Origin of the sequence: Beijerinckia sp. L45, assembly GCF_009765775.1 — a bacterium.
Classification (GTDB): Bacteria; Pseudomonadota; Alphaproteobacteria; order Rhizobiales; family Beijerinckiaceae; genus RH-AL1.
On the sequence record NZ_LMUU01000111.1, the window covers coordinates 1 to 11,083 of the forward strand.

Below are 11,083 nucleotides of genomic sequence, written 5' to 3' on the forward strand. Positions count from 1 at the left end.
CTCCTCATGGCAAAATGCCATACTTCAGGGAGGACCACTTCAAGGGGGGCACGCCAGTTTGGTGTCGCCGGCCCGATAGCCGGCGATCAGCGTCTCCGCGAAGCGGATCAGTGCACGACGAGGTCGTTCGTCACGTGGGTGACGCCGGGAGCGGACCACGCGGTCGATCCGGCCAGCTTCTTGTCGTGCGACGAATGCACCTCGCCGCTCAGTCGGACCGAGCCCTTCTCCACGGTGACGGTGATCGATGCGGAATCGGGCAGCCAGGAACGATCCATTGCGCCCTGGATGGCGTCGCCGATGTCGCTGGCGTTCGCCTTCGGCTTGATCGCGATCTGGTTCGAGACGCCCGTCACGCCGAAGAGCCGGCGGACGTCCTGCTCGGCGGCCTCCTTCTGGAAGAACCAGTCGACCTCGCCCGACAGGCTGACCCAGCCCTTGTCGACCATCACCTTCACGGCCTTGCGCGGGACCGACACGTCCCAGGCAAGGCGGTCGACCGCAGCGGCCGCGATCTCGCCGTCGTCGCGCTCGGTATCGAACGCTAGTCGGACCTCGATCTCCTCGGCGATCGCCTTGACGCCCTTGACCTCGGCGACGATGGCCTCCGCGGCATGCTTCTCCGCGAAGCTGTCGACATGACCGCTCAGGGTGACGACGCCGGCGTCGGCCGTGACGCCGATATGATCGGCGGCGACGGTCGGTGCGAAGCTCAGCGCTTCGAGCACGGCCTTCTGCAGTTTCTTATCGTGGGACATGACGTTCTCCAAGGTGTCTATCGAGGTTTCGGCGCCTGGGGCGGTGCACCTCTCTCGACGACCTTGGTGTGGTTCCCGCCATCGCGCCTTGATCCTTATCAAGGGACGGGTACGACGGCGGCGGGAACGGATGGAAAGATCCTTGTTTCCCGGTATTGCGATCCATGCCCGACGGGGCGGGATCCGACGCGCCGCCGCCGGTCGATCCCTAAGCCGCGGATTCGACCACGATCGGACCGACGTCGTGAAGCGCGAGGAAGGCCCGAAACAGAACCCTCGGATCGAACTTTCCCTGGTGGATGGCCGGCGGCTTCCGATTCAGTTTGAGAAGCCCGTAGACCGCCGTCTGCGCGGAGCGAACGGAATATTCGACGGTGAAGACGACGTCCTTCGGCATTTCACAGAACTGTCCGATGATCGCGAGATTCTTGGTGCCCGTCGGGATCACCAGCGGCCGGTCGCCCGGCGCGCGCCTGAGGAACTGACTGGTGATGAACGGCATCATGCAGGGAATGCAGATGCACGACTTCAGGATGCTCGCCGCCTCGGCCTCGACGTGGAGATGTCCGAGCAGTTCGGTCATGATCTCGCGACCGCTGCATGCCGACATCGCCTTCTTGACGAAGTTTCCCGGCTCGTCGACGCGCAGCCCGTATCCCCATAAGACGCTGACGTCGTCGGGTTGGCCGATGAAGTGCGGCTGGTGCGGGACGACGATCGAGACCAGCCAGTTCGAGTCTGGAAAGGTGATGAGCCCGCCTTCTCCGGGAACGTTGCCGGTCAGGTCACGCACGACGTGCAGGAAGCCATCGTCGTGGAGCGTCGTGGTGAAGGACATCCACTTCGACTCGCCGACGTGGCCTGGGAACGCGGACGGCCGCCCGAACTCCGGGCGCCCCTTCGCGATCCGCTCCCAGAACGTCCAGGCGTCGCCGTCCGATTTGCCCTTGAGCTGCGGCGCGTCGTCCATCGAACCGAGGCTCGACGCGTCGGTCATCGATCCCAGCGTGATCAGGACGAGATCGTCGACGCCCACGGTGATCGCTTCCGTGCCTGGCTGCGCGAAGAGGATGCGGTCCACCACAGTGCTGCCGTCGCGGACCTTGAGGTCGAGATCCGTGACACGGGCGCCGAACTTGAAGATGACGCCCCGTTCCTCGAGCCATTTCCTCAGCGGCAGAACCATGGAGTCGTACTGGTTGTAGACCGTCCGCATGATCCCGTTCAGGCGGTCGAAGCCTGCGACCATGTGGGAGAAACGCAGGAGGTATCGTTTGAACTCGACGGCACTGTGCCAGGGCTGGAAGGCGAAGGTCGTGCACCACATGAACCAGAAGTCCGTCTCGAAGAAGCCGGGGTCGAACTGAACCTCGATGCTCGTGTCGCCGAGCAGGACCTCCGGTTCGATCGCCAGCCGCTCGATGGTCAGGATGTCCTTCTCGCTCAGTCCGAACTTGGGGGCCGTCTCCCTTCGTCCACCGCGAACGAGCCGGGCCTTGGACGACGTCTTCATCGTCTCGTTCCAGTCGAATATCTCCTTCGTCACAGTCTTGCTGTCGTCGAGCGTCGGGATCGAGGAGAAGAGGTCGTACGTGCAGAGATACTTCCGTTCGATCATCCGGCCGCCGCGCAGGACGTAGCCGGTCTGGGGCGAGCCGCATCCATCCAGGCTTCCGCCGATCCTGTCCGATCCCTCGTAGATCGTGATGTCGCGCGCGAGGAGATCGCCGTCCCGGATCAGGAACGCGGCCGCGGCGAGCGAAGCGATGCCGCCTCCGACCAGATAGGCCTGCTTGGCGCGATCCGTCCTGCGGCGGTCGGGAAGTGGGTCAGGGGTCGTGAATGACATGTCGAGGTCCTCGCATCCGGTCGCCATCATCGGCGCCACCGCGCGAGATTAGTCGGGCGCATCGTCGGTCGCCTTGCGCGACATCAAGACGCCGTCGCTCCGCTCGGGATAACCCTTGGTTTGTGAACGGACGGTCCGTTCAGGAAACCGATCCCCTCGGACTTCACGACAGGTGTCGTTGATTAGAACCGCAGCCATGGTGAAATCGCTCTTGTACGTCAGCCGAAGCCTGGTCGCTTCCGGCACCGCTTCCATCGAGATAGACGGGATCGCGGCGACCTCGATCGCCCGCAACCGACGTCTTGGCGTTACGGGCATCCTTCTCGCCACGCCATCCGGCTTCGCGCAGATCCTAGAGGGCGAGGCAGCCTCGATCGACGAGGTCTTCGGATCGATCCTTCGCGACGTCCGGCACAAGGATGTCACGGTCCTTTCGTACGAACCTGTCGTCAGACGGCGCTTCGAGCGGTGGTCGCTGCCATACTTCGGGCGGTCTTCCTACGTCGCCGGACATCTCGAGCCTTTCCTAGCCGGCAACATGCTCGGCGCGACGGAGGCGGAACAGCGTCTAATGGATCTCATGTACGAGTTCGGTCGCCCCATCGAAGGTGTTCCGTGAAGGGTCTCACTGTTCGCGGCCACAAGGAGACATCTGTCCGGACGCGGTGGACGGGCATCACGCATGAAGCCGCAGCGTGCCGGTCTCGGTCGAATCCGCGTCTCCGGAATCCATCTGCCTGAGTGCGGAGGGGTTACGGAGCACGATGCCGCGACGGCCGCACGGGATCTCGATGACGTTCTCGCGCTGCAGCTGGGTCAAGGTCCGCGACACGGTCTCGATGGTCAGCCCGAGATGGTCGGCGATGTCGGTCCGCGACATGGACAGCTCGAACGTCCGCTTGTTCGAGATGCGGTCCGATATCCCCATGAGGAACGTCGCGATCTTCTCCCGCGCACATTTGCGTCCCAGCAGGAGCATGTGGTCCTGGGCGCGTTCGAGCGAGTCCGCCATGGCCAGCATCAGCTCGCTGATCGCAACCGGATCGGACGCGATCATCTCGCCGAGATCGCGGCGGCGGTACGCGCGAAGCTTGACGTCCTGGATCGCCTCGGCGGCGAAACGATGCTCGATGCCCGTCTCGAGCCCGAAGGTGTCGCCCGGAAGGTGGAAAGCGTCGATCTGGCGGCGTCCGTCGCTCAGCAGCTTGTAGCTGCGCACCGTACCGGACGTCACCTTGTAGAAGTAGTCGGCGTGGTCGCCCTCGCCGAATATCTCCTGGTCCCGGTCGAACGAGCGGAGCACGCCGATGTCCTTGGACACGGGCCGCGCGATGGCCTGGTGGTCGTAGCAGGGCGGGCGCCCGACCATCACGGCGGCGAGGTGGGTCGTGGGATGGATTTCGGAAGCCGTATGCATCGGAGCGCTCCAACTTGGAATTTCGTCGTGAGCATTGCTATGACGGGCGCGCCGTCACCGACATTCAGGAGCGTCCCTTAAGGGGTTTATACGTAGCCCGAACGAAGGTTTCCTCGACATCAGACCGACGTGGACCAAGCCTCGTCGGTCGCGGCGTGGATGAGGTCGGCGAGAGCGCTGCCGGTCAGGGGCTTTTCCAGCACGGCTCGACATCCAGCCTCGATCGCGCGCAGGCGAAGGGCGTGGTCCGGCCACGTCGTGATCAGGATCGCTGGAATGAGGCAGCCGCGACGACGTAGGGCGATGACCAGCTCGACGCCGGTCATCTCAGGCATCTGCTGGTCGACGACCAGGCAGTCCAACCGCAGCGCGTCCCCGTCTTCGAGAAAGGCTGTCGCGCTGCCGAAGGTTCTCACGGTGAAGCCTTCACGCTCCAGCGAGAAGCAGAGCGCCTCCCTCACGGCCGTGTCGTCTTCGACGATGCCAACCGATGTCAAACCCGAGCCTCCTGCGATCACCGCGGCATGCGGCATCAGGTCCATAGCACCGGTACGGACGCGCGGCCTTGATCTGAAGCAATACGCCTTTCACAGGAGCCCGCTCGCCAGGACGGCCCTGACGAGGTCAGGGACGTTGTTCGCCTCCGTCTTGATCATGACCTTGGCGCGATAGATCTCCACGGTCCGAGGGCTCAGCCCGAGTTCGTAGGCTATGATCTTGTTCTGCTTGCCGGCGAGCACGCCGTCGAGGACCTGCCGCTCCCGACGCGACAGGCTCTCCAGCTTCATGCGCGTCGCCGCGACGCCGGAATCCGTCGCGCTCGCGCCCTGACAGCACGACTTCACGGTTCGAAGGAAGAGGTCGTCGTCGAACGGCTTCTCGATGAAGTCCACCGCACCCGCCTTCATCGCGCCGACGGCTAATGCGACGTCGCCGTGACCTGTCATCACGATGACGGGCAACGACGAACCGGCCGCCTTCATGCGCCGCAGCAGCTCCAGTCCGTCGATCACCGGCATTCGGACATCCGTCACCAGGCAGCCGGGCAGCGCGCTGCCGAGCGTCGCCAGGAAGCCGGATGCCGAATCGTACAGGCGGACGCCGATCCCCGCAGTCGCCAGCAGAAACGCGAGTGATTGCCGTACCGCCAGGTCGTCGTCGACGATGTGAACGGTGGCCTCATCCGACATCGGAAAGCTCCCGTGGCCGCCACGCCGGGAGCGTGAAGCGGAAGATCGTGCCCCCGCCCGGGTTCGGGCCGGCCGATATCCTGCCCTTGTTCGCCTCGACGATGGTCCGGCAGATCGAGAGGCCGACGCCCATGCCGGCCGGCTTGGTGGTCGCGAACGCCCTGAACAACTGCGGCACGATCTCCGGCGCCAGCCCCGTACCGGTGTCGGTGACGCTGACCTCGACCATCCCGTCCGTCCCCAGCTTCGTCGAGATCTGGAGGTTGCGGATGGGCATCTCCTGCATCGCCTCGATGCCGTTGCGCATCAGGTTGAACAGCACCTGCTGGATCTGGATCCGGTCCACGAGGACCAACCGGGCGTCGGGGTCGAGCGCCAACGAGACGCGCACCCCACCCTCCTTGGCGCCGAGGAACGCCAAAGCGCTCGCCTCGTCGATCAGTCGCGGAAGGTCTTCGCGGGTGCGCTCGATCTCGCCACGCTCCACGAACGAGCGGAGCCGCCGGATGATCTGACCCGCGCGCAACGCCTGGTCCCCCGCTTGGCCCACCGCGTGGCTCAACATCGCCTCGTTTCCTTCGAGACCTTGCTCCAGGAGGCGGCGGCTGCCCTTCAGAAAGTTGGTGATCGCGGTCAGGGGCTGGTTGAGCTCATGCGCGAGCGTCGATGCCATCTCGCCCAGCGCCGTGAACCTGGAGACGTGGATTAGTTCGGCCTGCAATTCGCTCAAGCGGGTTTCCGCGGCCTGGCGCTCGGTCAGGTCCTGGATGAATCCGACGAACTGACTCATCGGTCCTGGCGAGATCTCGCCGACCGACAGGTTCAGCGCGAAGGTCGATCCATCCTTCCGTTCCCCCGTAACGACGCGACCGACCCCGATGATTGTCGCCTTCCCGCTCTGATTGAAACGCCGGAGATAGTCGTCGTGGAGCTGGCGATCCTCCATGGGCATCAACAGTCCGATATTGCGCCCCACGATCTCCTGGGACGCGTAACCGAACTGTGTCTCTGCGGTCCTGCTGAACGTCTCGATCGTGCCCGCGTGATCGATGACGATCATGCCAGCCGGCACGGTGTCCAGGATCGATTGCAGGTAGGCCTCCCGCTGGATCAACGCGGCCTCCGCCGTCTTGCGGGCGGCGATGTCCTCAGCGACGGCCACGAAGTACGCGGGCACGCCGGCGGGATCCCGGACAAGGGTACGGGTCACCCTCACCCACTGGGGAGTCCCGTCCTTCTTCAGATATCGTTTCTCGATCGTATAGGGGAGCCCCATGCCGCTCAGCAGTGCGGCCATCTGCTCCGTACTCGACTTCAGATCGTCGGGATGGGTCATGGCCCCGATGTTCATGCCGAGAATCTCTTCGTGGCCGTAGCCCAGAAGGTCGCCGAAGTGGGCGTTGATCCTGAGAAACTGTCCGTCCGGCGCGATGAGCGCGATACCGACGGCGTTCTGCTCGAACGTCGCCTCGAAACGTTCTTCCGACGAGCGGAAACGGTCTTCCGCGATCGTGATCCTCAGGTGCGTGTCGGTGACGTCCTCGACGCTCTGGACGACGTAGGCGACATCGCCGCCCGCATCCAAGACGAGCGGCACGTTCTGGATGTTCCAGTAGCGAGGTTCGAAGTCATCGCGTCCGGCCTGGCGACGGATGTCGTAGCGAAGCCCCCGGATCTCGTTCTTCTTGCCGGTCGCGAAGACCTCGCCGATCGAGGCGCGGACGATGGCCTGGGCTTCCGACCCGACGGCAGGATTGACCGGGAACGCGTCTTCGAGACTCCGCCCGACGATGTCATCTCGCGTCGTCATGGTCTGGCGAAGGTAGTCCTCGCTCGCGGCGGCGATCGTGAGGCCTCGTTCGAATGCGACGTATGGGTGGGAGAGCGCCGAAAAGAAGATCGACAGATCGACGGGCCGAGCGTCCTTGGGCGAAACCCGCCACGTCCCGGTGCTTTCTATCATGAGTTAAAATATCATGCGCAGCGTCCAGTGTCGCTCGATGATTTGACATGGTCGGATGCGCAATCCGATCCCCAACGGTCCTTCCAAGCGATCGATCGGAGCCGCCAGGCGGCCGCGGTTGATGAAGATCCCTGGTGGCAGCTCAGGCTCAGGATCTGCTTAATGCGCGACGAGGAGGGGAACGGTCGAACGTTGGATCACGTCTCGCGTCGCGCCCCCCAGAACCCATTCCCGGAAACGCGAGTGGCCGTAGCCGCCCATCACGATCAAGTCCGCCGAGAACTTTGCCGCCGCCTCGCAGATCATGTAGCCGATCTGATGGTCCTCGCCCTTCAGCGCCTCGATCTCGACGTTGGCGCCGTGGCGGCATAGGTGTGCAGCAATGTCGGCGGACGTCTCGGCACCAGCCTCTCGACCGCCGGTGGAGATCGTCAGGAGGCGCACCTGGGTCGCGCGCGACAGGAATGGCATGGCCTCGGTCACAGCCCGGATGGCGAGCGTCGTGTCCGTCCAGGCGACCAGCACGTTGACCAAGTGCGGCCTGACCGGACAGAGAGGCGGAACGAGGAGCAGCCCGTGCCCTGCCTCGAAGAGAACGGCTTCGGTCAGCCTGTTGGCGAAGACGCTCTCGACGTCCCGATATGGCGTGGTCGCGACGAACAGGTCCGCGAAACGTGCCTGGGAGACGGCGAGGTCGGGGATCGCGCTGGGCCAGGCGTCGATACGTCTGACCTCCCCGGTTCCTCCCGACCGTGCAAGACGCGAGTCGAGCCTTTCGGCCACCTTGTCACCTTCGAGACGGATCCGTCGTTCCAATTCCATCACCGGGCCGATGTCCCCGTAACCCTCCTGGCGCCCATCACGCAGGGGTATTCGGGAAGTGGGTTGATGTAGAGCCCGGTGAGCCGCGCGTTCCCGAACCGCGAGGACGACGCCTCGGCGTGCAGGATGCGCGTCTCGTCCTCCACGGTCCCGTCAAGCTGCACCATCATGTTCTTGAACATCGCCATGCCTCGTTTCGACCGGGACCGCCCGTCGTCGTCGCTGGATAGCGGGCTGGGGGCGCCCTTTCCTTGATTTGGCTCAAGGCTCGGAGACGCTGCGCATCATGGCCTGACACTTCGAACCTGACGTCGCTCCAGGTCCGGTGCCACACCGAGCACGCGCAGCGCCTCGGATGCAACGCGCTCCATCGGCGGGCCGACGTCGATCGTGCGCCACGCGGCGCCGAGGTCGCGCGGTTCCACCTGAGCGGAGGCGACGGCCGCCGTCGCGTCCGACACGTCGCCCGTCCGGGACGCGACGCGGTCGACACGCACGGCGGTGGAGGCCGTCAGCCAGAGGCCCTGGAAGGGCAGCGCACCCGCCGCCGCTTCGATGCCTTCTCGCGCCCAGCCCTCGCGGAAGGTTGCATCCGCGACGACGATCGAACCGGCCTTCAGGGCGCATGCTGTACGCTCGATAAGACACCGATAGACCGCCGCTCTCGCAGCCTCGGTGTATGAAGCCTGGTCGAGGCGTCCTGTCAGTCCGCCGCCGGCCGCGGTCTTCCTGATGTGGTCGGCGCTCAGAAGGCGAGCCCCGCATGGCCGCCGATGGCAGGCGCCAGCCTTCGCGCGAGATTCGACTTTCCGGTACCCGACAGGCCGCCGATGGCAACCAGGCGGGGCAGGGAACGGTGAACGAGGCTCAGTCCAACGTCCCGGTACCTCGCGGCCCCGGCCAAGTCGCCGCGTTCTCCCGCGACAGCCATGCGCACGGCCGCCCGCATGCCCATGAACAAGGGCAGGAGCGCCAGGGCCTCCTCGGATTGACCCGTGACGTCCCAGTATCGGTTCATCGCGACGTTCGCCAACGGTGCCAGAGCCCTTGCGCGCAGATCCATGAGAAGGAAGGCAACGTCGTAGAGAACGTCCGTCGTCGCCAGCGCCGGGTCGAACTCCAACGCGTCGAAGGGCGTCACGCGCCCCTCGAAGACGCAGACGTTGCCAAGATGAAGGTCCCCGTGCCCACGGCGGACGAAGCCAGCCCGCCTGCGGGCGTCGATCAGGTCAGATCGCTCGATCACCTCGCGCTCCAACATGTCGAAGAGCGTCCCGGATGTGGACGAAACCTTCAAGGATCCGGCACCGCTCGTCTCGGCGAGCCTGAGCCCGTCGATCCACTTGCGATAGTCTGCAGGGCGGCCGGCGTCGTTGCAAGGCGTTGCCCCGGTGTGGAAGCGCGCGACCGTGTCCACCGCCTGCGTGATCAGGGCCGAGGTCAGGGTGCCCGACATCGCCATCTCGTCGAGCAGCGAGCCGTCCGGCAAACGCCGCATCACGACGACCCAGTCCAGGACGTCTCCCGGCCCGTCCAGCGAGACGTGGCCGTCGGCGGCCCTCACGACCGGCAACACGCCTTCGTAAAGGCTCGGCGCGAAGGCGGTGTTCGCCGCCAGTTCCGACTCGCAGGCCGATCGGCGCGCCTCGATCGTCGTGAAATCGAGGAATGGAAGCCGCACGGCCCGCTTCAGTTTGTAGGCGTGCTCGCATCCCAGGAAGATGCGCGACACATGGGTATCGATCTGTTTCAGCGGCATGAGCGCGCCGGTTGCCGAGCCGCTTCGCAGCGCCTCGACGACCGCCGTCTGATCGCGATCGGGCATGTCACCCGGCGCCACGTCGCTCCTGGTTGCGCCAGTCACGCAGCTACTTAACGGCCGGCGTAGTGGCCGCGAAGTCGAACCCGTCCTCGACGATCACGGCGATCTCGCCGTTCTTGACCGGGGCGCGTGCCGTCGCCAACGCCATCGCCATGAGTTGCTCGTGCGTCTTCACGATGCAGAAGCCTTGTGGCTGAGCGATCATGCACACCTCGTTGCGGGTCGCGTCCGCGGCGTTTGTTTCATCCACTGGGAACACGAGATACGCGCCCTGCATGACCTTCCGCCCGATCCAGTAGCTGTACATTTTCCCCGTCGAGTTCCAGCCCTGGATGAGCGTATCGTCGCCCTGCAGCGGTTCGGAGACGAACCTTGTCAGGGTCGACTCGTCGGCGCCGTCCTTCACGTAGACGCCGTCCTTCCAGCGAAACGCAGCAGTCTTGAGTTCGTCCGCCTTGCCGCCGTCGAAGCGGCGGTAAACATGGGCCGCGAACTGCCGTCCGAGGACGGGCTGCGCGTTGCTCACCAAAGGGTTCTCGGAGGCGACGCAAGCCGCCAGGCTCGCAGCGACGACCGCTATGGCGGCAACGGATGCGATCCGCCTTCCAATGAATCGGCTCGTTGCGCCCCGGACCGTCGACTGTCGAATGCTCATTACCATCATGACCTCCTGTTTCGAGGTCACTATCCCGTTCGGACACGGGGACCGCCTTGATCCACATCACGTCGGTCGCATCGTTCGCGAAACAATTTCCATCCAATCGCCATCCCAAGCCCATCGGCACGGCCGTTCCTTTGACATGCGCAGCTCCTTGATCGCCACGGCCACCGGAGTGATCCATGTCAACGACATGACTAGATGAGGGGGACAGGATGATCCGACCATAACGCTTTGTCGGAGACACCCATGTTCGTACGCTGCCTGCTCGTTCCCACCGCCGCCGGCATCGACGCGGCGCCGCGGTATGAGGCCGCCCTCAAGCTCGGCCGCCGCCTCGGTGCCCACATCTCGGTCCTGTACATAAGTCCGACGGCGTCACGCCATCTTGCGACGCTTCCGGCCGTCGCGCTCGCCAACGGCGTCGATCTCGCGGCGCTGCAGCGCGAGTTCCAGTACGACGCGGCAGCCGGCAGGGAAGCGCTTTCGGCGTGGTGCGGGTCCAAGGTGTCGCCCTGGTGACTTCGTCGGGACGGCTCGATGCCACTTTCGCGACGTGGGCCGAGACTGAGGGCGAGATCGAGCCGGCGCTCGCGCTGGCCGG

13 protein-coding genes and 1 pseudogene are annotated in these 11,083 nt (G+C 64.9%); 2 read left to right on the forward strand and 12 right to left on the reverse strand.

The features are described from left to right. Window positions 1–107 precede the first annotated feature (107 nt). Together GSQ79_RS12030 and GSQ79_RS12035 are read right to left on the reverse strand one after the other, a co-directional pair. Complete coding sequence (locus GSQ79_RS12030) at window positions 108–758, reverse strand: BON domain-containing protein (protein ID WP_158808958.1); 651 nt, start codon at window positions 756–758, stop codon at window positions 108–110. A gap of 208 nt (window positions 759–966) precedes the next feature. Continuing rightward, entirely contained in the window at window positions 967–2,607 is a 1,641-nt protein-coding gene (locus tag GSQ79_RS12035) for an oleate hydratase (RefSeq protein WP_158808959.1), read from the reverse strand. A 196-nt stretch (window positions 2,608–2,803) separates the two neighbouring features. On the opposite strand from GSQ79_RS12035, the gene GSQ79_RS12040 reads away from it, so the two are divergent. After that, window positions 2,804–3,226, forward strand: a complete 423-nt coding sequence (locus GSQ79_RS12040; protein ID WP_158808960.1) for a BLUF domain-containing protein — start codon at window positions 2,804–2,806, stop codon at window positions 3,224–3,226. 57 nt (window positions 3,227–3,283) lie between these two features. Here the strand turns inward: GSQ79_RS12040 and GSQ79_RS12045 are convergent, their stop codons facing one another. From GSQ79_RS12045 to GSQ79_RS12085, 10 genes and pseudogenes are all read right to left on the reverse strand, one after another. Next, the gene (locus tag GSQ79_RS12045) at window positions 3,284–4,024 is read right to left on the reverse strand and encodes a helix-turn-helix domain-containing protein (RefSeq protein WP_246725283.1); all 741 of its coding nucleotides are present in this window, start codon (window positions 4,022–4,024) and stop codon (window positions 3,284–3,286) included. A gap of 119 nt (window positions 4,025–4,143) precedes the next feature. Further along, window positions 4,144–4,521, reverse strand: a complete 378-nt coding sequence (locus GSQ79_RS12050; protein ID WP_158808961.1) for a response regulator transcription factor — start codon at window positions 4,519–4,521, stop codon at window positions 4,144–4,146. 90 nt (window positions 4,522–4,611) lie between these two features. Further along, window positions 4,612–5,214, reverse strand: coding sequence for a response regulator FixJ (fixJ, locus tag GSQ79_RS12055; RefSeq protein WP_158808962.1), 603 nt, complete (start codon window positions 5,212–5,214; stop codon window positions 4,612–4,614). Further along, the gene (locus GSQ79_RS12060) at window positions 5,204–7,177 is read right to left on the reverse strand and encodes a PAS domain S-box protein (protein WP_158808963.1); all 1,974 of its coding nucleotides are present in this window, start codon (window positions 7,175–7,177) and stop codon (window positions 5,204–5,206) included. The genes fixJ and GSQ79_RS12060 overlap by 11 nt, the downstream gene beginning before the upstream one ends. A 159-nt stretch (window positions 7,178–7,336) precedes the next feature. Further along, complete coding sequence (locus GSQ79_RS12065; RefSeq protein WP_158808964.1) at window positions 7,337–7,960, reverse strand: universal stress protein; 624 nt, start codon at window positions 7,958–7,960, stop codon at window positions 7,337–7,339. Between the two features lie 38 nt (window positions 7,961–7,998). Next, a complete protein-coding gene (locus GSQ79_RS12070; protein ID WP_158808965.1) occupies window positions 7,999–8,181 on the reverse strand; it encodes a hypothetical protein in 183 nt (60 codons plus the stop codon). A gap of 102 nt (window positions 8,182–8,283) precedes the next feature. Beyond that, window positions 8,284–8,460: a hypothetical protein gene (locus tag GSQ79_RS28780; protein ID WP_174243202.1), complete on the reverse strand. Its 177-nt coding sequence runs from the start codon at window positions 8,458–8,460 to the stop codon at window positions 8,284–8,286. Window positions 8,461–8,490: 30 nt separating this feature from the next. Then, a pseudogene (locus GSQ79_RS30320) lies at window positions 8,491–8,748 on the reverse strand (AAA family ATPase); the annotation flags it as partial. After that, window positions 8,745–9,824 carry a phosphotransferase gene (locus GSQ79_RS12080; RefSeq protein ID WP_158808966.1) on the reverse strand — a complete coding sequence of 360 codons (1,080 nt, stop codon included), beginning with the start codon at window positions 9,822–9,824 and terminating at the stop codon, window positions 8,745–8,747. The pseudogene GSQ79_RS30320 and the gene GSQ79_RS12080, both read right to left, overlap by 4 nt. A 43-nt stretch (window positions 9,825–9,867) precedes the next feature. Next, window positions 9,868–10,347 (reverse strand): hypothetical protein, encoded by a 480-nt coding sequence (locus tag GSQ79_RS12085; protein WP_158808967.1) that lies wholly within the window; start codon window positions 10,345–10,347, stop codon window positions 9,868–9,870. Window positions 10,348–10,728: 381 nt separating this feature from the next. Between GSQ79_RS12085 and GSQ79_RS12090 the strand changes: the two genes are divergently transcribed. After that, window positions 10,729–11,001, forward strand: coding sequence for a hypothetical protein (locus GSQ79_RS12090; RefSeq protein WP_158808968.1), 273 nt, complete (start codon window positions 10,729–10,731; stop codon window positions 10,999–11,001). Window positions 11,002–11,083 lie beyond the last annotated feature (82 nt).

What these genes read in the sequence shown, in the direction of transcription:
- GSQ79_RS12070 (WP_158808965.1), bottom strand. Translation starts at nt 8,181, where the DNA reads ATGTTCAAGAACATGATGGTGCAGCTTGACGGGACCGTGGAGGACGAG.
- GSQ79_RS12045 (WP_246725283.1), bottom strand. Translation starts at nt 4,024, where the DNA reads ATGCATACGGCTTCCGAAATCCATCCCACGACCCACCTCGCCGCCGTG.
- GSQ79_RS12035 (WP_158808959.1), bottom strand. Translation starts at nt 2,607, where the DNA reads ATGTCATTCACGACCCCTGACCCACTTCCCGACCGCCGCAGGACGGAT.
- GSQ79_RS12040 (WP_158808960.1), top strand. Translation starts at nt 2,804, where the DNA reads ATGGTGAAATCGCTCTTGTACGTCAGCCGAAGCCTGGTCGCTTCCGGC.
- GSQ79_RS12090 (WP_158808968.1), top strand. Translation starts at nt 10,729, where the DNA reads ATGTTCGTACGCTGCCTGCTCGTTCCCACCGCCGCCGGCATCGACGCG.
- GSQ79_RS12030 (WP_158808958.1), bottom strand. Translation starts at nt 758, where the DNA reads ATGTCCCACGATAAGAAACTGCAGAAGGCCGTGCTCGAAGCGCTGAGC.
- GSQ79_RS12080 (WP_158808966.1), bottom strand. Translation starts at nt 9,824, where the DNA reads ATGCCCGATCGCGATCAGACGGCGGTCGTCGAGGCGCTGCGAAGCGGC.
- fixJ (WP_158808962.1), bottom strand. Translation starts at nt 5,214, where the DNA reads ATGTCGGATGAGGCCACCGTTCACATCGTCGACGACGACCTGGCGGTA.
- GSQ79_RS12060 (WP_158808963.1), bottom strand. Translation starts at nt 7,177, where the DNA reads ATGATAGAAAGCACCGGGACGTGGCGGGTTTCGCCCAAGGACGCTCGG.